Origin of the sequence: Pseudomonas sp. SWRI81 (genome assembly GCF_014268545.1) — a bacterium.
GTDB classification, from domain to species: Bacteria; Pseudomonadota; Gammaproteobacteria; order Pseudomonadales; family Pseudomonadaceae; genus Aquipseudomonas; species Aquipseudomonas hamedanensis.
This window is the reverse complement of record NZ_JABWQS010000020.1, coordinates 58,700-78,354: the sequence shown is the minus strand read 5'-3', so window position 1 is coordinate 78,354 and position 19,655 is coordinate 58,700. Positions and strand designations below refer to the sequence as shown.

Annotated in this window: 24 protein-coding genes and 1 pseudogene; 12 read left to right on the top strand and 13 right to left on the bottom strand. The window is 59.6% G+C overall.

Going from position 1 to position 19,655, the window contains the following annotated elements:
• Window positions 1-57: 57 nt before the first annotated feature.
• Window positions 58-498 (top strand): DUF3995 domain-containing protein, encoded by a 441-nt coding sequence (locus HU765_RS14770; RefSeq protein ID WP_186621374.1) that lies wholly within the window; start codon window positions 58-60, stop codon window positions 496-498.
• 159 nt (window positions 499-657) lie between these two features.
• Here the strand turns inward: HU765_RS14770 and HU765_RS14765 are convergent, their stop codons facing one another.
• The 7 genes from HU765_RS14765 to HU765_RS14735 form a co-directional block, all read right to left on the bottom strand.
• Window positions 658-1,020 carry a Na+/H+ antiporter subunit G gene (locus tag HU765_RS14765; RefSeq protein ID WP_186621373.1) on the bottom strand — a complete coding sequence of 121 codons (363 nt, stop codon included), beginning with the start codon at window positions 1,018-1,020 and terminating at the stop codon, window positions 658-660.
• A complete protein-coding gene (locus tag HU765_RS14760; protein WP_003225959.1) occupies window positions 1,017-1,295 on the bottom strand; it encodes a K+/H+ antiporter subunit F in 279 nt (92 codons plus the stop codon). Before HU765_RS14760 ends, HU765_RS14765 begins: the two co-directional genes overlap by 4 nt.
• A complete protein-coding gene (locus HU765_RS14755) occupies window positions 1,292-1,780 on the bottom strand; it encodes a Na+/H+ antiporter subunit E (protein WP_186621372.1) in 489 nt (162 codons plus the stop codon). The genes HU765_RS14760 and HU765_RS14755 overlap by 4 nt, the downstream gene beginning before the upstream one ends.
• Window positions 1,777-3,456, bottom strand: a complete 1,680-nt coding sequence (locus HU765_RS14750) for a monovalent cation/H+ antiporter subunit D (RefSeq protein WP_186621371.1) — start codon at window positions 3,454-3,456, stop codon at window positions 1,777-1,779. Before HU765_RS14750 ends, HU765_RS14755 begins: the two co-directional genes overlap by 4 nt.
• Window positions 3,453-3,797 (bottom strand): Na+/H+ antiporter subunit C, encoded by a 345-nt coding sequence (locus HU765_RS14745; RefSeq protein WP_150647313.1) that lies wholly within the window; start codon window positions 3,795-3,797, stop codon window positions 3,453-3,455. Before HU765_RS14745 ends, HU765_RS14750 begins: the two co-directional genes overlap by 4 nt.
• Window positions 3,797-6,715 (bottom strand): monovalent cation/H+ antiporter subunit A, encoded by a 2,919-nt coding sequence (locus HU765_RS14740; protein WP_186621370.1) that lies wholly within the window; start codon window positions 6,713-6,715, stop codon window positions 3,797-3,799. The genes HU765_RS14745 and HU765_RS14740 overlap by 1 nt, the downstream gene beginning before the upstream one ends.
• Window positions 6,716-6,951: 236 nt before the next feature.
• Window positions 6,952-7,887: a DMT family transporter gene (locus HU765_RS14735; RefSeq protein WP_186621369.1), complete on the bottom strand. Its 936-nt coding sequence runs from the start codon at window positions 7,885-7,887 to the stop codon at window positions 6,952-6,954.
• 85 nt (window positions 7,888-7,972) lie between these two features.
• On the opposite strand from HU765_RS14735, the gene HU765_RS14730 reads away from it, so the two are divergent.
• The 3 genes from HU765_RS14730 to HU765_RS14720 all read left to right on the top strand — a co-directional run bounded on the left by HU765_RS14730 (window position 7,973) and on the right by HU765_RS14720 (window position 10,367).
• Window positions 7,973-8,536 (top strand): helix-turn-helix domain-containing protein, encoded by a 564-nt coding sequence (locus HU765_RS14730; protein WP_186621368.1) that lies wholly within the window; start codon window positions 7,973-7,975, stop codon window positions 8,534-8,536.
• Window positions 8,537-9,931, top strand: a complete 1,395-nt coding sequence (locus HU765_RS14725; protein ID WP_186621367.1) for an FAD/NAD(P)-binding protein — start codon at window positions 8,537-8,539, stop codon at window positions 9,929-9,931.
• A 133-nt stretch (window positions 9,932-10,064) separates the two neighbouring features.
• Window positions 10,065-10,367, top strand: a complete 303-nt coding sequence (locus HU765_RS14720; RefSeq protein WP_186621365.1) for a hypothetical protein — start codon at window positions 10,065-10,067, stop codon at window positions 10,365-10,367.
• A gap of 193 nt (window positions 10,368-10,560) precedes the next feature.
• On the opposite strand, the gene ppnN is transcribed toward HU765_RS14720, so the two are convergent.
• Window positions 10,561-11,934, bottom strand: a complete 1,374-nt coding sequence (gene ppnN / locus HU765_RS14715) for a nucleotide 5'-monophosphate nucleosidase PpnN (protein ID WP_186621363.1) — start codon at window positions 11,932-11,934, stop codon at window positions 10,561-10,563.
• Between the two features lie 223 nt (window positions 11,935-12,157).
• Between ppnN and HU765_RS14710 the strand changes: the two genes are divergently transcribed.
• Window positions 12,158-12,685 (top strand): DUF3087 family protein, encoded by a 528-nt coding sequence (locus tag HU765_RS14710; protein ID WP_186621361.1) that lies wholly within the window; start codon window positions 12,158-12,160, stop codon window positions 12,683-12,685.
• Here the strand turns inward: HU765_RS14710 and HU765_RS14705 are convergent.
• On the bottom strand, window positions 12,682-13,068 hold the full coding sequence (locus tag HU765_RS14705; RefSeq protein ID WP_186621359.1) for a DUF2784 domain-containing protein: 387 nt from the start codon (window positions 13,066-13,068) through the stop codon (window positions 12,682-12,684). The genes HU765_RS14710 and HU765_RS14705 overlap by 4 nt on opposite strands.
• A gap of 109 nt (window positions 13,069-13,177) precedes the next feature.
• Between HU765_RS14705 and HU765_RS14700 the strand changes: the two genes are divergently transcribed.
• The gene (locus HU765_RS14700; RefSeq protein WP_186621358.1) at window positions 13,178-13,324 is read left to right on the top strand and encodes a hypothetical protein; all 147 of its coding nucleotides are present in this window, start codon (window positions 13,178-13,180) and stop codon (window positions 13,322-13,324) included.
• 44 nt (window positions 13,325-13,368) lie between these two features.
• On the opposite strand, the gene HU765_RS14695 is transcribed toward HU765_RS14700, so the two are convergent.
• The gene (locus HU765_RS14695) at window positions 13,369-13,641 is read right to left on the bottom strand and encodes a hypothetical protein (RefSeq protein WP_186621356.1); all 273 of its coding nucleotides are present in this window, start codon (window positions 13,639-13,641) and stop codon (window positions 13,369-13,371) included.
• A gap of 382 nt (window positions 13,642-14,023) precedes the next feature.
• On the opposite strand from HU765_RS14695, the gene HU765_RS14690 reads away from it, so the two are divergent.
• The 3 genes from HU765_RS14690 to HU765_RS14680 all read left to right on the top strand — a co-directional run bounded on the left by HU765_RS14690 (window position 14,024) and on the right by HU765_RS14680 (window position 16,348).
• Window positions 14,024-14,971: an ABC transporter substrate-binding protein gene (locus HU765_RS14690; protein ID WP_186621355.1), complete on the top strand. Its 948-nt coding sequence runs from the start codon at window positions 14,024-14,026 to the stop codon at window positions 14,969-14,971.
• Window positions 14,972-15,103: 132 nt separating this feature from the next.
• On the top strand, window positions 15,104-16,003 hold the full coding sequence (locus tag HU765_RS14685) for a polysaccharide deacetylase family protein (RefSeq protein ID WP_186621352.1): 900 nt from the start codon (window positions 15,104-15,106) through the stop codon (window positions 16,001-16,003).
• 102 nt (window positions 16,004-16,105) lie between these two features.
• Window positions 16,106-16,348: a DUF1652 domain-containing protein gene (locus tag HU765_RS14680; RefSeq protein WP_186621350.1), complete on the top strand. Its 243-nt coding sequence runs from the start codon at window positions 16,106-16,108 to the stop codon at window positions 16,346-16,348.
• 4 nt (window positions 16,349-16,352) lie between these two features.
• Here HU765_RS14680 and HU765_RS14675 read toward each other — a convergent pair whose 3' ends face one another.
• Window positions 16,353-16,715, bottom strand: coding sequence for an NUDIX hydrolase (locus HU765_RS14675; RefSeq protein WP_186621348.1), 363 nt, complete (start codon window positions 16,713-16,715; stop codon window positions 16,353-16,355).
• Window positions 16,716-16,937: 222 nt separating this feature from the next.
• Here HU765_RS14675 and HU765_RS14670 point away from each other — a divergent pair, with 222 nt between their 5' ends.
• Complete coding sequence (locus HU765_RS14670) at window positions 16,938-17,135, top strand: DUF2188 domain-containing protein (protein ID WP_186547754.1); 198 nt, start codon at window positions 16,938-16,940, stop codon at window positions 17,133-17,135.
• Between the two features lie 62 nt (window positions 17,136-17,197).
• Here HU765_RS14670 and HU765_RS14665 read toward each other — a convergent pair whose 3' ends face one another.
• Window positions 17,198-17,437 (bottom strand): hypothetical protein, encoded by a 240-nt coding sequence (locus tag HU765_RS14665; protein ID WP_186547752.1) that lies wholly within the window; start codon window positions 17,435-17,437, stop codon window positions 17,198-17,200.
• Between the two features lie 184 nt (window positions 17,438-17,621).
• Between HU765_RS14665 and HU765_RS14660 the strand changes: the two genes are divergently transcribed.
• Window positions 17,622-17,957 carry a hypothetical protein gene (locus HU765_RS14660; protein WP_186621347.1) on the top strand — a complete coding sequence of 112 codons (336 nt, stop codon included), beginning with the start codon at window positions 17,622-17,624 and terminating at the stop codon, window positions 17,955-17,957.
• Window positions 17,958-18,524, top strand: a pseudogene (locus HU765_RS14655) (DUF6338 family protein); the annotation flags it as partial.
• A 141-nt stretch (window positions 18,525-18,665) separates the two neighbouring features.
• On the opposite strand, the gene HU765_RS14650 reads toward HU765_RS14655, so the two are convergent.
• The gene (locus HU765_RS14650) at window positions 18,666-19,565 is read right to left on the bottom strand and encodes a LysR family transcriptional regulator (protein WP_186621345.1); all 900 of its coding nucleotides are present in this window, start codon (window positions 19,563-19,565) and stop codon (window positions 18,666-18,668) included.
• Window positions 19,566-19,655: the final 90 nt, after the last annotated feature.

Here is a 19,655-nt window from a genome sequence, read left to right as displayed (position 1 = left end):
AGGCGCAAAAAATCCGACTACGATGGTTTGTTCAAATCCCTTTCAAGAATTTCAACCATGACCTTTGTGTTGGCTCAATGGCTGGTGAGTATTTTCGCGGCGATCAGTCTGATGCACGTGTATTGGGCGCTGGGTGGGCAATGGGCGGCAGCGGCGGTGGTGCCACAGGTGCCGGTGCGGGGCTTTGTGGAAACCGTGCGACCGGCCTTCAATCCATCTGGCTGGCTCACGCTGATAGTCGCGGCTGCATTGCTGGTGATTGCTGTATTGGTATGTATGCGGGTTGGCTGGGGAATACCGGCGGTGAGCCACAAGGCGCTGCAATGGGTCATCAGCGCGATTGCGCTGTTAATGTTTGCCCGGGCGATTGGCGATTCCAATCTGGTAGGTTTCTTCAAGGAAGTGAAGGATTCACGGTTCGCCCGGCTGGATACCTGGGTGTACTCGCCGCTGTGTGCGGCACTGGGGGCGGGGTTGTTGGCGGTTGCCTGGGTTTGAGATCAGATCGGATTTTTGTGGTTGCTGAACTGGCCTCTTCGCGGGCAAGCCCGCTCCCACAGGGACTTGGGTTGCCCCCGGAATTTGTGTAAACCCACAATCACTGTGGGAGCGGGCTTGCCCGCGAAGAGGCCTGCACCGACACCACAAAAATCTGACTTAGCTACCACTTTCGGTACGCCGGCTACTGACCTCCGCCGGCACATCATCCCCCGCCATACGCTTGCGAAACAGCGCCGCTCGCGCCAGCAGCAGTGTGGTTACCGGTACGGTGATTGCCAGCAGAATCGGAATCAGCCAAGCATGCAGCACTGGCCCGGACTTCAGCGCGGAAAAGCAAATAATGGAGGCCAGCGCCACGCACCAGGCACCCAGCGTCGACGCCAGGGCGGGCGGGTGCATGCGCTGGAAGAAGTCTTTCATCCGCAACAGCCCGGTGGCGCCGATCAGCGCGAAAACGCCGCTGAGCACCAGCAGAATCGCCACGGGGATCTCGACCCACAAAGACAATGGCGCACTCATTCGATCACCTCGCCACGCAACAGGAATTTTGCCAGGGCAAACGAGCCGACGAAGCCGAACAGCGCGATCAGCAGCGCTGCTTCGAAATAGGTGTCGCTGGAGTAGCGAATGCCCAGGGTCAGCATCATCAACATGGCGACGATATACAGGTAATCCAGGGCCAGTACCCGATCCTGGGCGGAAGGGCCTTTGAACAGGCGGATCAGGGTCAGCACCATCGCCAGCGAAAACAGGAACAGTGTCAGCAGGATTGCGTTCGACAGTAATGGGCTCATTCGAAAATCTCCATCAGCGGCCGCTCGTAGGTGGTCTTGAAGTGTTCGATGAATTGCGCCTCGTCATCCAGATCCCAGACGTGCAGCAACAGGATGCTGCGATCCAGTGCCAGCTCTGACCAGACCGTACCGGGCACCACCGTGCAGATCATCGCCAGCGTCGCCAGACCGTGGGCATCGCGCAGGTCCAGCGGGACTTTGACGAAACCCGGGCGCAGCGGTCGGCGCCCGGCATTGAGTACGCCCCAGGCAACGATCAGGTTGGACATCACCACATCACGGCCGACCAGACAGAACAAACGCAGAATCGTCCCCGGGCGACGGATGCGTGCGCGTTTCGGGCGCAATTTGCGCATCATCAACGGCGCCGCGAAACCCAGCGCGGCGCCGAGCAGCAAATTGCCCGGACTGACTGACAGGTTCAACGTCAGCCACAGAACCCAAAGCGTCAGCGACAGCCAGGGCGCGGGAAACAGACGCCTCATGGTTGCACCTCCAGCGTGGCGGCTGCGGCATCCGGGCCGGGTACAGCGCGGGTGCCGAGGACTGCCATGACGTATTGCTGTGGATTGTTCAGGGCATCAGCGGTCGCCTGGGTATAGCGCAGCAGCGGCTCAGCCTTGAAAGTCAGCGCAATGCTCAGCCCCAGCAGCAGGAAGATCGGCGCGCATTCGAATTTGCGCAGCAGCGGCGACGGGCGCTCCTCCGGTGTCCAGAAACGCTGGATGCCCAGGCGCGAGAAGGCCATCAAGGAGGCCAGACCCGACAGGATCAACAGTGCCAACAGCGCCCATGCCGCGCTGGAGATCGGTGCGTCGATGCCCAGTCCCCGCGGGTTGAGCAGGGCACCGATCAGGCTGAGCTTGCCAATGAAACCCGACAAGGGTGGCATGCCGATGATCAACAGCGCGCAAGCAATGAAGCTGAGGCCGAGAAACGCCATGGTCCATGGGATCACCTGGCCGACCACGGCTTTCTGCTCGTCGTCGAGGTTGATGCCCTTGGGCGGTTGCAGCGACTCCTGCGGGCGCGGTAGCAGCTCGCTTTCGTCTTCCAGCGGGATTTCGTTGGCCGAGCGTGAGCGTTCGATCAATTCGGCCAGCAGGAACAGCGCGCTCAACGCCAGGGTCGAGCTGACCAGATAGAACAGCGCGGCGCCGATCAGGTTCGGTTGGGCGAAACCGATCGCTGACAATAGAATACCTGCCGATACCAGAATGCTCAGGCTGGCCATGCGCTCCAGCCGTTGTGCGGCGAGAATCGCCAACGCTGCGCAAGCGATGGTCGCCATGCCGCCGTAGATCAACCAGTCGCCACCGAAGAATGCCGAGGCGCCGGCCTGTCCCGAGAACAGCAGCGTCCACAGGCGCAGCAGGGTGTAGACGCCGACCTTGGTCATGATTGCGAACATCGCCGCGACCGGGGCGCTGGCGGACGAATAGGCCGGGACCAGCCAGAAGTTGAGTGGCCACATACCGGCCTTGGCCAGGAACGCGACGGCCAGAATCCCTGCACCCGCGTGCAGCAAGCCCCGATCGGCTTCCGGCACCAGAGGAATCTTCAGCGCCAGATCCGCCATGTTCAGGGTGCCGGTGACGCCATAGATGAGCGCCGCACCGATCAGAAACAGCGACGACGCCAGCAGGTTGATCGAGATGTAATGCAGCCCCGACGACACCCGTGCCCGGCCCGAACCATGCAGCAACAGACCGTAGGATGCCGCGAGCAGTACCTCGAAGAACACGAACAGGTTGAACAGATCCGCCGTCAGAAACGCGCCATACAGACCCATCAGCTGAATCTGGAACAGGGCGTGGAAGCTCGAACCTGCGCCGTCCCAGCGCGCCATGGCAAACAGCAGGGCGCTGACACCGATAATCCCGGTCAGCACCAGCATCAGTGCTGACAACCGGTCGACCACCAGCACGATGCCGAAGGGCGCTTGCCAGTTGCCCGGCAGGTACACGCCGATGGAGCCGGGCACGCCAGTGGTTTGCGTCCATTGCAGCAGCATCACCGAAATGAACAGGCCGACGAGGCTGGAGAACAGGTTGATTTTCGCTTTCAGCGGCCGGTGTCGCTCGCCGAGCATCAGCATGATCGCCGCCGTCAGCAACGGCAGCAGAATCGGCGCAGCGATCAGGTGAGTCATCGCCATCATTCCTTGGGCTCCCGGCCGTCGACGTGGTCGGTGCCGGTCAGCCCGCGTGAGGCGAGCAGCACGACGAGGAACAGGGCAGTCATGGCGAAGCTGATAACGATCGCAGTCAAAACCAGTGCCTGGGGCAGGGGATCGGTGTAATGCAGCAGGTCCTGGGTCACACCCTCCTTGATCACCGGTTCTTTTCCGATGAACAGGCTGCCCATGCTGAAGATGAACAGATTGACCGCGTACGACAGCAGGCACAGGCCCATGACCACCTGGAAGGTCCGTGGCCGCAGGATCAGCCAGACGCCGGACGCAGCCAGAATGCCGATGGCGATTGCGATGACTTCTTCCATCAGACGGCTCCTTTGCTGGCGACGGATTTGGGCAGCGATGCGGTTTTATGGCCACGCACCGACTGGTGGGCGAGGGCGGTAAGGATCAACAGCGTTGAACCCACCACCACGCCGTACACGCCGATGTCGAAGAACAGCGCACTGGCGATGTGAATATCACCCAACAGCGGTAATGCGAAATGCCAGGTATGGGTGGTCAGGAACGGATAGCCGGCCAGCATTGCCCCCAGCCCGGTGGCGGTGGCAAACAACAGCCCGGTGCCCATCCAGCGCAGCGGGCGCAGGCTCATTTGCGCCTCGACCCACTGCGTACCGGCGACCATGTATTGCAGGATGAACGCTACCGACATCACCAGCCCGGCGACAAAACCGCCACCTGGCTGGTTGTGCCCGCGCATGAACAGATAGCACGACACCACCAGCGCAATCGGCAGCAACAGGCGCACCAGCACCGCCGGCACCATCATGAAACCCAGCGCCGTATCGCTGGCCGAGCGTGGGTTGACCAGGTCGGTGACCACATCGGGTGCGAGCAGGCGTTGCTGGGCCGGCAACTGCAGGCTTTCTTTCGGTGGGCGGAAGCGGCGCAGCAGGGCGAATACGGTCAGCGCCACGGCAACCAGCACGGTGATTTCGCCGAGGGTGTCGAAACCACGGAAGTCCACCAGCATCACGTTGACCACGTTGCTGCCGCCGCCTTCAGGCAAGGCGCGGCTGAGGTAGAACGAGGAAATGTCGTTGGGCGTCTGCCGGGTGAGCATGGCGTAGGACAGCAGCGCCATGCCAGCGCCCACGGCTATCGACAGCAGCAAGTCGCGCAGACGACGAATGCGTGCCTTGCGCAAGCTGCTCGGCAGTGGCGAGACTTCTTCAATCCGCCGCGGCAGCCAGCGCAGGCCGAGCAGAATCAGCACGGTGGTGACCACTTCGACCGCCAGTTGCGTCAGGGCCAGATCCGGCGCGGAGAACCAGACGAAGGTTACGCAGGTCATCAGCCCGCAGACGCTGACCATGGTCAGGGCGGCGAGACGGTGATACTTGGCCTGCCAAGCGGCGCCCAGGGCGCAGGCGATCGCCAGTAGCCAGAGCGTCACGAAGACGATGGAACCGGGTATCTTCGGTCGGTCGCCCCAGCTCAGGCTGCTGTGCAACATCGGGATCAGGCCGGCAAGCACCGCTGCCGAGACCATCAGGAACAACTGCATCTGCAGGCGTCGGGTGCCGAGTCGCCGCTCGCCCCGTCGGGCCAGGCGCATCATGATCACCAGACTGCGCTCGAACAGGCGCTTGCCGTTGAAGCGGCCCACCAGTGGCGGGTACTTGAAACGGCCGAGTTTGAACTGGTTGCGCAACAACAGATAAAGCACGATGCCGCCAGACATGGCGATCAGGCTCATGATCATCGGCGCGTTCAGACCGTGCCAGATAGCGAGGCTGTATTCCGGCAATTCGCCACCGACCACAGGCAGCGCCGCAGCGGCGAGCAACGGCCCGACAATCTGTGCCGGAAAAATCCCCACCAACAGGCAGGTGAACACCAGCAGTTCGACCGGTGCGCGCATCCAGCGCGGCGGTTCGTGCGGCGTGTGCGGCAGGTCGGTAGCGGTTGGGCCGAAGAACACATCGACGGTGAAGCGCAAGGAATAGGCGACGCTGAACATGCCGGCGATGGTCGCCACGATCGGCAGGCTGGTTTCGACCCAGGCCGTGGCGTTGATAAACACCGTTTCGGCGAAGAACATCTCTTTCGACAGGAAACCATTGAGCAACGGTACGCCGGCCATCGAGGCGCTGGCGACCATGGCCAGGGTCGCGGTGAATGGAATCAGTTTGACCAGACCGCTGAGCTTACGGATGTCACGCGTGCCGCTTTCGTGGTCGATGATGCCGGCGGCCATGAACAGCGAGGCCTTGAACGTGGCATGGTTAAGAATGTGAAACACCGCCGCGACGGCGGCCAGTGGACTGTTCAGACCCAGCAGCAACGTGATCAGACCGAGGTGGCTGATGGTCGAGTACGCCAGCAGTCCTTTGAGGTCGTTCTGGAACATCGCGCAGTACGCGCCAAGCAACAGCGTACAGGCACCGGCCCCGCTGACGATGTAGAACCATTCTTCACTGCCGGACAGCGATGGCCACAGACGTGCCAGCAGAAAGACCCCGGCCTTGACCATGGTCGCCGAATGCAGATACGCCGAAACGGGGGTGGGCGCCGCCATTGCGTGGGGCAGCCAGAAGTGGAAGGGAAATTGCGCGCTTTTGCTCAGCGCGCCGATCAGGATCAGGGGTAGCAGGATAGGGTAGAGGGCATGTGCGCGAATCAACTCGCCGGCGGCCAGGACCTTGTCCAGGTCATAGCTGCCGACGACATGGCCGAGGATCATGACCCCCGCCAGCAGGCACAATCCCCCCGCACCGGTGACCATCAACGCCATGTAGGCGCCACGCCGGGCGTCGGCGCGGTGGTGCCAGTAGCCGATCAGCAGAAATGAGAACAGGCTGGTCAGCTCCCAGAAAAACACGATCTGGATAAGGTTGCCAGAGATGACCAGACCGAGCATGGCGCCCATGAAGGCCAGAAAAAACGCGAAGAAACGCGGCACCGGGTCGTCCGGCGACATGTAGTAACGGGCATATAAAGACACGAGTGTGCCGATGCCGAGCACCAGCATCGAGAATAGCCAGGCGAAGCCGTCCATGCGCAAAATGAAGTTCAGGCCCAGGCTCGGCAACCACATGAACTCTTCGCGAATGACGCCGCCGTGGGCGATCTGCGGGTATATCAGCGCGACCTGAACGGTGCCGATCAGAGCGACCAGGCCTGCCAGCAGGGATTCGGCATTACGCGCGTTGTGTGGCAGCACCGCTGCCAGACAGCTGCCAATGAATGGCAGAAGCAGTAGAACTATCAGGGACATAGGCTTCTAATCTGCGGAAGTTTGTGAAGCATCATACGTGCCAGCTCCCCGATCACCAAACGCGAGGATGTCTCAGAATCCTACAAAGTAGTCCGGGATTTTATGTTTGGCCTTGTTTCAGGTAGATCGATGTTGCGTGCAATGGCCTCATCGCGAGCAGGCTCACTCCTACAATTTGAAACACATCCACCTGTAGGAGTGAGCCTGCTCGCGATAGCCATATGTCAGGCACGGCCTTAACCAAGCGTCTCCCGTTCCAGCTCAGTCTCCGCCCCTGCAGCCTTCCCCTTGGTCTTCAACTCGCTGACAATCACCGCCGCAACAATCAACCCCGCGCCAACCAGCGCAATCGCCGGCAGTCGCTCCCCGGCGATCCGCCCGACAATCCCCGCCCAGACCGGCTCACCGGCATAGATCAACGTGGCCCGAGTCGGCGAAACGCTCTTCTGCGCCCAGTTCATTGCCACCTGGATCGCGGCGCTCGCCGCGCCCAGCCCCAGAGCGCTCGAAAGCAGCAGCCAGGAAAAATCCGGAATCACTTCACCGGTCGGCACTACCAGCAGGAACGACAACACCGCTGTCACCGCCAGTTGCACCATTGTCACTCGCCGCACATCCACCTGGCCGGCGAACGTGCTGATCAGGATGATTTCGGCCGCAATGGCGACGGCGCTGATCAGCGTAGCAATCTCACCGGGGCTGAAATTCAACGCGGCACCCGACGGGCCTGACAACAGCATCAGTCCGGTAAACGCCAGCATGATCCCGATACTCGGCATCAACCCGGGGCGGCGGCCCAGTACCAGCCACTGCAACAGCGGCACGAACGGCACGTACAGCGCGGTAATGAAGGCCGACTGACTGCTCGGAATACTCTGTAGCCCGACAGTCTGCAGTCCGTATCCGAGCATGATTGCGACGCCGATAAACGACCCGGCCTTGACTTCGAACAAGGTCAACTCGCGCAGGTGACGCCAGGAAAACATTGCGACAATCACCGCCGCAGCGGCAAAGCGCAGGCCGACAAAAAACATCGGCCCACTGACGGTCATGGCGTGTTGCACCAGCAGAAAGGTGCCGCCCCAGACCATAGTGATCAGCACCAGCACGCACTCGGCTTTGCTGAACCTGGAGAAGCGGAGGGAAGTGGGGGAGTTGTTTGCCGACGTCATGACCTTGCGCACTATAAAAGGCAGGACGCACAATGCATCCAACGTTGGGCAGTATACTGCCCAATCCCACCAAGTGAGCAATATAGTGCCCAAAGATTCCAGCCAAAGAGCTTCCGTGCTTCAGCATGTCAGCCAGAACGTGCGGCGCCTGCGTCACGCGGCGGACATGAGCCAGACCGCGCTAGCGGAAAAGTCCGGGGTCAGTCGGCGTATGCTGGTGGCCATTGAGGCCGGCGAGAAAAATGTCAGCCTGACCACCCTCGACCGCGTTGCCGAGGCGCTGGATGTGGCGTTCAGCGACCTGATTCAGGCCGCAGATGCCCGCGATCCCAGCCGCATCAACGAAGTCGCATGGGCGGGAGCGATCCCCGGCAGCAAAGCGGTCCTGCTGTCCAAAGCCACCGCTACTCGCGAGGTCGAACAATGGGAATGGTGCCTGCAACCGGGCGAGGTGTATCCCTCGCAACCGGATGCCGCAGGCTGGAGCGAGCAAATTTACGTATTTGAAGGGCGTCTGACGCTGATGCTTGGAGATCAGCCGCAACACATCGGCAAAGGCGAATTCTTTATGTTTGCCAGCGATCAGCCGCACTCCTATCGCAACGATGGTGATGTCGCGGCGTGGTTTGTGCGTAATGTGGTGATCTGAATGGAGCAGCGCGCGGACATTCTGATCATCGGTGGCGGTCTCAGCGGCACAATGCTGGCGGTGCAGTTGCTGCGGTTACCAGGACAACGCAGCATTCAGGTCATCGAGCCGCGTGCCGAACTGGGCCGTGGCGAGGCCTACAGTGCCGTCGAACTGGGCCACACGCTCAACGGCAACGCGGCACGAATGAGCGTCGACCCGGATAACCCCGATGATCTGACGCAATGGCTGACCGAACACATCGCCGCAGGCGGCTGGCCGCAATCCCGGGAGCAGAAGGTCCCGGTCAGTGAGCTGTTTCCGCCCCGTGGTTTGTTCGGTGTGTATGTGCAGCAGCGTCTCGCTGAGGCTCGGGTTGTCGGCGCGCAGCACGGTTCGACGCTCGAGCATGTCTGCGCCGAAGCCATCGATTTGCAAGACGACGCCGATTCAGTGCTGCTGACATTGCGCGACGGCCAACGGTTACGCGGCAAACGCGCAGTGCTTGCCACCGGCATGTTTCCCGCTGCTCGTACGCCGCAAACGCAATCCAGTGGTCTCAACGCCGCCGCGCTCGATCCTTGGGATGTCGCTGCGATGCGTGAACTTGATCCCCAATCCACCGTGCTGATCATCGGTTCCGGCCTGACCATGGTCGATGCCGTGGTGTCGCTGGAGCAGGCCGGGCATCGCGGTCCGATCGAGGTGTTCTCGCGCCACGGTTTGCTGCCGCATGTGCGCCGTCAACCGCCGGCCTGGGTGGATTTTCTGGCAGAGAATCACAACATCCGCACGCCACGCCAGCTGTTGCGCGAATTGCGTCGGCACTGTCGCGACGCCATCGCCCAGGGCATCGACTGGCAGGCGCCGCTGGACACGGTCCGCGTGCATATCGCGCGGCTATGGAGCCAAGCGACTGACGTGCAGCGTCGACAATTCGTACGGCATGTGCGGCCGTGGTGGGAGAGCCATCACCATCGGTCACCGCCGCTGAGTGCGGCGTTGGTTGAGCGGCTGCAATCGGCAGGGCGGCTAAGAATTCACGCAGCGTCATTCAAGAGGCTTGAGCCAAATGCGGAGGGCGGTGTCAGTATTCGCATTCGACGTCGCGGTGAGTTTGAAACTTGCTTGGTGCAGGGCGCAGCACTGATCAATTCCAGCGGCATCGAATATGACTGGCGCCGTGTGGCGCGACCGTTGCCGCAGCAGATGCTGGCGCGTGGCTTGGTGCAACCGGGGCCGTTGGCCTTGGGTATCGCGGCAGCGGTGAATGGCGCGGTGCTGGATGCCGAGGGGCGTGCGGCTGGCCGATTGTTTACGATGGGACCACCGTTGCGCGGAATGTGGTGGGAGAGCACAGCGGTGACGGATGTAGCGTTGCAGGCGAAGGCGTTGGCCATGAGGCTGGATCGCTAAGGTCGATATTACCGTTTGTCGGAATGAAGGACGCACCTGTAATTTCTGACAGTTGTGCAACTTTGCCAATGGGGAGGTAATGGCGCCGCACCGAAGACTTCGTGTCCCCATTTTACTTTAAAGGAATAGACAAATGCCCAAGACTCTTCCACCCTTTGTAATCAAAGAGGCCAAGGACGGCATCATTAAGCTTACAGATGTCCCAGCGGAAGGTGCTACTGCGCAGATCTCACCGGAGATACTGGACGAGCCGACACAAGTCCCTTTTTTCGTTCAGGTATCTTTAGAAGGTACCTTGATCGGTGATCGATATATGGGGACTACTCCTCATCCAGGCACCATTGAAATAAACGTTTCTCGCCAAGACTTGCTGAACCATAGGTCCACAGCGCGCCAAGTTTTCCTACTTATTGAATTTTGGCGGAAATGTGTTTGACGGACCTATTACAGAGTACGAAATTACTCACAATCGGAATAAAGAATCAAGCTGAAACGTGTTCATCAAATTGTCCAGAGCTATCCTCTTGAAGCTTTCGCTGGCATTCGGCATTTAACGCGCCGCATGCCAGCGGAAGTCATATGGTTTTGCGGGCAACCCAACTTCCAAGGTTTTGGATGTGGCTCAAGTATTACGCCACCACCCGATAACACGGCACATACGCCGCGCCACCCGGCAGTTTCATCCGGTGTTGGGCGACGAAGGCTTTGAGCAGTGCATCAAGCGGCTGCATGATCGCCGCATCGCCACGGATCTGGTACGGCCCGTGCTCTTCGATCAGGCGGATGCCTTTGTCCTTGACGTTGCCGGCGACGATCCCGGAGAACGCCCGGCGCAGGTTGGCCGCCAGTTCGTGCGGTGGCTGGTCGCGGTGCAGTTTGAGGTTGGCCATGTTTTCGTGGGTCGGATCGAACGGGCGCTGGAAGCCTTCGTCGATTTTCAACAACCAGTTGAAGTGGAACGCGTCGTTGCGCTCGCGACGGAACTGCTTCACCGCCTTCAGGCCTTGGGTCATCTGCCGTGCCACTTCGGCCGGATCGTCGATGATGATCTCGTAATGCTGCTTCGCTGCTTCGCCGAGGGTTGCGGTGACGAACGCGTCGAGCTGCTCCAGATACGGCGCGGCATGTTTCGGCCCCGTCAGTACCACTGGGAACGGCAGGCCTTCGTTGTCCGGATGCATGAGGATGCCCAGCAAATAGAGGAACTCCTCCGCCGTACCGGCGCCGCCCGGGAAGATGATGATACCGTGGCCGACACGCACGAACGCCTCCAGGCGTTTTTCGATGTCAGGCAGGATCACCAGCTCGTTGACGATCGGGTTCGGCGCTTCGGCGGCGATGATGCCCGGCTCGGTCAAGCCAAGGTAGCGGCCGCCGTGAATACGCTGCTTGGCGTGGGCGATGGTTGCGCCTTTCATCGGGCCTTTCATCACGCCGGGGCCGCAGCCGGTGCAGATGTCGAGGCTGCGCAGGCCCAGTTCGTGACCGACTTTCTTGGTGTATTTGTATTCTTCGGTGTTGATCGAGTGGCCGCCCCAGCACACCACGATTTTCGGCTCGACGCCCGGGCGCAGGGTGCGGGCGTTGCGCAGCAAGTGGAAGACGTAGTCGCTGATGCCTTGGGAACTGCTCAGGTCGATACGTTGGCTGTCGAGTTCGTTTTCGGTGTAGACGATGTCGCGCAGGGCGCTGAAGAGCATCTCTCGGGTGCTGGCGATCATTTCGCCGTCAACGAAAGCATCGGCCGGAGCGTTCAGCAGCTCCAGGCGTACGCCGCGATCTTGCTGGTGAATGCGGATTTCAAAGTCCTTGTAGGCTTCAAGGATGGTCTTGGCGTTGTCGACATGGGCGCCGGTGTTGAGGATGGCCAGGGCGCACTGGCGGAACAGGTTGTAGATGCTGCCGGAACCGGCTTCGCTCAGTTGCTGGACTTCACGTTGAGAAAGCGTTTCCAGGCTGCCTTTCGGGCTGACCGAAGCATTGATTACGTGTCGTTGGGTCATGCAATGATCCTTAAAACGATGTCATCCAGAACCGGGCGGATGGCATCTGAATAGTGTGTATCCATGAATGAAGATGGCACGATCTGCGCTGTACCGCCATGTTCCCGTTGGACGCTGAAAAGATGAAAAGGAGCCCCAGCATAGCTAAATCCCTCTTCGATGCGATAATGCGCCGGCGAGTTTTTTCCGTTGCCCCTTTTGTCGTTCAAGGAAGTCACAGCAGATGTTCGAGATTCAGCCGATGGACGCCACAAGCTTTCGCCAGCAGACCCGCCGCAGCACGGTGATCATTGCGGTGTTGTTCCTGGTGCTGGCGATGTTGTTTTCCAGTGCGGCGGTGGCGCTGTTCGGTGAACCGGGCGGGGATAATCTGCGCTTCAATGTCGGCGGGGTGTTCCTGGCGTTTCTGCTGACTGCGGCGTTGCTGCGCGGTCGTTTCTGGCATCAGAGCTGGATGGCGCCAGCGGTGTATGGCTGGCGGCTCAAACGCAATCTCATGAGCATCACCAATGTGATGCACCACGTCACGGCGGCGGTGGAGAATAACGATCCGACGGCGATGAAGGTGCTGCGTTTCTACCACTTGGGGTTGATGCAGATGCATGAGCTGGACGGCAACTCCAGTGACCACGGGCAACTGTTTCGCGAAGTCGAAGCCCATAAGGAGCGGATGCAGGCGCTGGGTCTGGAGCTTGATCAGTCGCGCCTCGATCCGCAATGGCTCGAAGCGCTGAAACCGGCCTCGCGTTAAAACGGGATACGTCGGGCGCGGCGCAGTTTCCATAAGCGAAACAGGCGCCCATACACCAGCAGGTTCACTGCCAGCACTACGCTGCCCAGTGCCAGTTGAATCTGCGGGGTCAGCCCCGCCGGATAAATGATCGGCCAAATGTAATGCTCGATGAAACCGCCGGCGTATTCGGTTTGCCCGGCAGCGTGACGCATCAGGTTTTCCCAATAGGTCAGCGGGCAGGTCAGGTGCAACACTTCGACCGCGACCCCCCAGGCAGCGGCCGGCACATGCAGCCACAGCAACCGTGGCCACTTCAGCACCAGCAGCCCGCCGAGCAGTACGAAGACAATAAAACTCAAATGGAACAGCACCAGCCCGTCGGCTGCGATTCGGTACAGCATGTCGTTTCCCTGACCTAAGATTAGATAGCGCCATGGTACGCCGGTCTGAGGGAAATTCGGCGCCAGTGCGCAAGTTTGTCCAAGCGAGCAACGTGAAAGCGAGGTGCATATGAGGACCGACCAAACGCAACCGGACGATGACGAGCCTACGGAAGAAGAGATCGAGCAGCAAAAGAAACGGGACGAGAAAACCTGGAAGCACGACGACAGCAGAGAACTGTCGGACCGCGATCAGGAACGCCCTCTGAAGCCGTGAATCATGGATACGAAAAGCCCCGCCTGAGCGGGGCTTTTCGCATTTCAGAGGTCTTCGTGCTGTGTGAAGTCCGGGTGTGTTGCCCGATATCCCAGCGTCTTGTCGATCCACGCATTGAGTTCGTTGACCATCACCGGCGGATGGCCAGGATAGCTTTCGAGGGTGCTGCGCAGGGTGCGTTCGATGTCGGCAACACTGTGCAGGTTTCGGGTCTTGATGTAATGGCCGATAAAACAGTCGAGTTCCAGGCGCTCTGTCTTGGACAGATGGATCCACTCCAGGCCGTTGACCTGTTTGATTGCAAAATCGTCGCTCACTTATTTCTCTGCAAGGCTTGAAAGTTGTTGGGGGATTCCTGATTTGTTGACGCTTTGGTCAACTGGTATACCAATCGGAAAGGCGGCGCGCATGCTATCCGTAGCGCAGGAAAATGTATGTATGACGATCCAAATGTCAGACAAGCGGTTGGTTCGCTCAAACGACTGTTTTGTGGGAAGTTGTTTCGCCATTGATACAGCGACTGTAACGCGACGGATTCAGTAGAACGGATGTCTGGATAACGCGCTGGTGCTTCGGTTATTTAGGCGGGCGTCGTCAAGCCTTCGTCGACAGCACGGTGCTTAGGTTATGCACAAATAGAATTTAAAAATAAAAATCAAGAGCGTTATGGTCTATGGAAACCTCTTCTCAGGACTCGCCATGAAGCTCTCTCGTTTTCTGCGCAGCGTGCTGACCGCTGCCGTGCTGACCTCTCCATTTGCGTACGCTGCCGAGCCTTTGGTCCTGCACGTTGGAGATCAGAATTACTACAACATCCGCGCCTCGATAGAAGCGTCCGGCGTGTTGAAGGGCGCGCCTTATACGGTCGACTGGAAGCATTTCCAGGCCGCAGCGCCGCTGGCCGAGGCCTTGCAGACCGGTGCCTTGGACCTGGGCTTTCTCGGCGACTCAGGCTTCCTGTTCCTCGCGGCGAAACAGGCGCCGGTCAAATTGATCGGTGTGTCGCGGCAGAATCCGGACACCATCGCCTTGTTGGTCTCCCAGGATTCTCCGGCGCAAACCATTGCCGATCTTAAAGGCAAGAAAGTTGCGTATTGGCCCGGCGCCTGGAGTCAGCAGTTGACGTTGCGTGCGTTGGAGCAGGGCGGGCTGGCGGAGGACTACGTTGAGTTCGTCAAGCTGATGCCAATCGATGCGGCCGCGGCGCTGCCGCAAGGCAGCATTGACGCGTTTCCGGTCTGGGAACCGTATATTTCGCAACAGATCGTTTTCTCTGGCGCCCGGCCGATTCTGACCGCGAAAAACCTGATGCCGGGGCTCAGCGCCATCGCCGCGTCTTCGCCGGCCATCGACAGCAAGCGTGAAGCAATTGCCGATTTTCTCGGGCGCTTGAAACAGGCACGGGCTTGGGTTGACAGCCACACCGATGAATACGCCGATCTCTGGGCGAAGAAGGCCAATCTCGATCAGCAAGTCTCGCGGCATTGGCTGCGCCAGGCGCACATGACCGTCGGGCCGGTAGACCAGCAGGCGGCAGCGGACCTGCAAAGCACCGCGGACTTCCTGTTTAAAGTCAAAGCGCTGCCGGCACCCTTGGCCACGGCAGGCATCATCGACACGTCATTTCAACAAGCCTTGACGCACTGAAACGAGCGCCGGAACCAAACCCTGTGTACCTTATCCAACCTGCGCGCGCAGATCGCCGTGCAGGGATGGACGAGGGCGAGGGAGTTTTGCCAATCGACAACATGACGGCTAGCGCCGGACCCAAGGCAAAACATGATCCCCGGATACAAAGTTCTTTGTGCAGCGCTCATCGCCCTCGGTCTGGCTGGCTGTATCGCGGCGCCCATCGAAATGACCGCACAAACCGAAAGCCGCCTGCAAACCCAGGCGCCTGTGCGTTTTCTGCTGACATTTGACGATGGCCCGAGTGCGTCGGGGTGGTGGAATCCCACGGCGACCGTGCTTGACAGCCTCAAGACCAATCCGGTGCAACCGGGCATCAAAGCGGTGTTTTTCGTGCAGACCCGTGCGCCCAGGGCCGGCAACAGCGAAATTGGCCGCAGCCTCATGCGTCGCGAACACGACGAGGGGCATATTCTGGCTTTCCACACGGCGACCCACTGGCACACCAACCATCGGTTGCTTGATCCGCAGGAACTCGAACAATCGCTGACGGATGGCACAGCAGACATCGCCGCCGTTACGGGCGCGCCGCCGACGCTGCTGCGCCCGCCATTCTGGAACTACGACAAACGCACCTTCGCGGCCTATCAACAGCATGGCTTGCGCGTTTTGCTGACCGACTTGAGTGCCAATGACGGCAAGATCTGGGGCTTCAACGCCAGTCCGCGGCGCCGAGCGAACATGTTGCGCCAGCTCTCCGAGGTGCGTGAGCGTATTGCGCTTGGCCAGTTCCCGACGGTGGAGGGGGTGATTCCGGTCGTGGTGACGTTTCATGACCTCAATCGCTATACCGCACGGCACACCCGTGAGTATTTGCAGATTCTGCTGGACAGTGCGGCGGCCACCGGGGTGAGGCTGGACGCAAAGCCGTTCTATGACGAAAGGGCTACGCTGGAAAGGGCGGCGCTGGCGCGCACGGTTCAGCAAAGCAGCGAACCGGTCAATTTGCCGGGCCTGTGGAACTGGATCTGGGACCAGGATGCCCACTGAGTGCTTGCGCAGTTTGTGAGCCAGTTGGCGTTTCGGGTCAGGCAAGTGCAGTAGGCTCGCCTATGCTTGCTGGATAGCTCATCGCCTGCGAGGCGGCCGTCCATGCTTGCCATTGCCGACATTTGCCGCATCGTCGAATCGGGGTTTCCCGCTTATAAGTGCGATTGCATGCCAACCGGGCAAGGGCTGTTGTCCATCAAGATTTATGACCCGAAGACAGGGCGCGTCGAACTGCTGCTCGATGGCGTCTCCCCCGAGCACCTCGTCACGATACGTGATATCTCCAATTTCATCGCAGAGCTGCGCACCGAGATCAGCGCGGGTCGCAGGGCGTTCGCCGGCTAAATTTTTATAAACGTCGCTGGAAAGCCTGAACGATGCGCCGCGTCGCTTCGTTGGTGTTGAGGTTCTGTACGGCATCCAGCGGAAACCAGATGCAATCGCTGATTTCGTTCTGCGGGCGCACCTCATCGATATTCACCACTGACGCTTCGTAGACGTGATGCCGCGTGCTGCCGGCCTCAAGCTCCATCAAGTACAGCAGCTCTTCGGCATCCAGCCCGGTTTCTTCTTGCAGTTCGCGTACGGCGGCATCTGCCCGGGTTTCTCCAGGCTCGACCTTGCCGCCGGGCAGCGACCAGTGATGGCGAGGTTTGCGCACCAGGAGAATATGTCGATCCTGTTCGCAAATGACGGTTGCGCGTACTTTCATCTGTTACTCATTGAATGCCTGTCACAAAACTGTAATTAAACTGCAATATTCGAGCCGGGCGGTGATTTAAAGGTTCCCTTAGAGTTGGGAACTGTGGCCTGAGCGAAAAGTGCCAGTGAATTGACGGACAGGTGCCGCGACAGCTGGTCCACACCCGCGCCGGAACCGGGTGTAAGGTAATTGCGCAAGATTGAAACTACCGTTGGCAAAAGGGAGGTGCTCATGAGCATTCCAATGCTGAACAAGCTGCACATGAACGGTTACGACGTGCTCAGTGTGAACAACGGCCCCTGGCGGGTCTGCACCCAGGGCGATCGATTGGCTTCGTTCTCGAGCCGGGAAGAGGCGATGGCGTATGCGGCGGCGCTCCCCGGCTATAAAAAACGCGCCAAGCGTGTGCAGGATCACAGCGCCGGTTGACCGGCTGTCAAAAAGAAGCCCCGGTTTTTCCGGGGCTTTTGTTTGGCAAAAATCGATAGATGTCAGTGGACTTTGGTTCGGCTGATGGCCCGGGCTTTTACCTCCTTGGCATAGACCTGCAGTCTTTCCTCGTCGGTTTGCAGGATCTCGCAAGACCTGAGCACGGCCTGGGCGTCCGCTTCGTTGCCTGATTTGCGCAACTGCTCGGCGATTCGCTTGAGGTCGACGGCCGACCAGCGCAAGTCCGATGCAACACTTTGCAGGTCGCGTTGAAGTTCGTGTTCGTATTCATTAAGCCGCATGATCACCTCCGAAACATTGTCGGTAGAAAAGAGTAGCCGCATTTACGGCGGTCGTGCGCGATCGTCTGACGCCCGGCTGAACGGATGTAAAAAAACCTCCAATCACCCGTAAAAGCGGGGTGCCACGATGGATGTGCAGACGGTTTAACGGTACATTCGCGGTTTTTACGAACAGGTAAATAACATGCGGATATGGATCGGCAGTCTGGCATTGGCCCTGTTGACGGGTTGCTCTTTACCGGCCTCGCTGGTACCGGGTGAACCCAACGTCAGCAAGACCAGTGACAAGCCCCCCAGGGACTATGCCGCGTGCGTATTGCCGTTGTGGCAGCGGGATGTCGCGAAGACTTCGCAGACATCGATTTCCAATGGCTATCGCATCACCGCGCCGAGCATCATCACCGCGGATGAGATTCTCGATATCGTCAAATACAAGAACGGCAGCAAGGTGTCGTTGTATCAGGGGCCGCCGTGGGCCAAATCAGGTTCGCTGCGCCAGTCGGTACGTGATTGTTTGTAACACCTCGTCCCCGGGTTTTTATCGACCTGGATCTTTTATTCCCTCACGGCTTTCAAGCGACCGGATACGTTCGGACAGATTGTGCAGGCATTGATTTTTACGTTTGTGATTCAGGGCGCCGTGTTGGCGATTGGCACCTTGTGCCTGTGGATCGGCTCGAAGGGATTCTCTATAGGCGTTTGGGATGGTCGAGCGCAAACGCTGTGGGCGTTTGTGTTCTCATTGATGCTTGGATTGCTCGCCTGTTATCTGGCGACCAATGACAAAATGCATGGCTGGCTGCGCCGGCGAAACGTCACGAAACAATCTTCTTACCCGAGTGAGTGGTTCTGCGCCTTTGCACAATTCAACCGGTTCATAACCCTGCATTTGCATGACGAGAGGCGCGTGTTTGGCTGGCCTGTCGAATGGCCATCCGAGTCAAGCCGAGGGCAATTCGTCATGCAGAATCCGCGTTGGGTCACTGAGGATGGCGAGTCTGCGCCTTTTGGTGCCGAACTTTTGCTGATAGATTCTGCGCAAGTCAAATGGGTTGAGTTCAGCCCGGTATCAGAGGGTTTATCATGACGACTGCCAGAGCACCGCAACCAATGCCAAAGCAATACGAACGCCTTTTCGTAGGGCCGGACGGCAAACCGCTGGAGCAGCCGTTGATCAAAGCACCCAGTGCTCCGCCGCCGCTGAAGCACTGGACGCCACGATAACGCCTTAGCCCCAACCCTGCGCTACAGCCCGGCGAATCGCCTCCAGCAGCATCGCAAACGCCGGGTTGTCGTTGTTCTCCCGCCAGATAAGGTGCAGTTCGCTTTGTACCCCTTCGCCGAGGTTGATCTCGCGAAACACCACATCTTTGAACACCACACTGGTCGCGCAACGTGGCACCAGTGCCAGGCCCATGCCGGCGTTGACCAGCGCCAGAATCGTCAGTGACGAGCCCAGCCATTGCACGTAATCGGGGGCGACCCGCGCCGAGCGCAGCATGCCGGTCAACAGTTCGTTGAACGGCGGATACGCGGCGTGGGAGTACATCAGGAAGGGCTGCTTGTCGAGGTCGGCGACCGAAACGTCGACCGCGGTGGCCAGCGCGTGTTTACGTGGCACCGCCAACACAAACGGTTCACGCACCAGGCACTCGGTGGCGTAGCCCGGCTCCAGTAACGGCGCGCGGGCGATCCCCAGATCGATGCGGCGCGCACGCAACGCCTCGTGCTGCTGATAAGTGTTCATCTCCGATAGATCGATTTTCACCTGCGGCTGTTTCAGGCGTGCTTCGGCGATCACCTTCGGCAAAAACTCATACACCGCACTCCCGACAAAAGCGATGTTCACCGTGCCGATGTCGCCCTCGGCAAACCGGCGAGCGGTGACGGCTGCCTGCTGGGCGCGCTCGAGCAGATTCTGCGCTTCAACGAAAAACGCCCGCCCAGCCGCGGTCAGCGCAACGTTGCGGGTACTGCGGGTGAACAACTCCACACCCAGATGATGTTCCAGCAATTGTATCTGCCGGCTCAGCGGTGGCTGGGTCATGTTCAGGCGCTCGGCGGCGCGGCGGAAGTTCAGTTCGGTGGCCACCGTGGTGAAGCAACGCAATTGGGTCAATTCAAACATTGATCTAATCCAAGTATCAATCGAGTGCGAGTTTAGATTAGACGGGATCAATGCCCGGCGTCCATGATCGATCCATCGCCTCAAGTCATC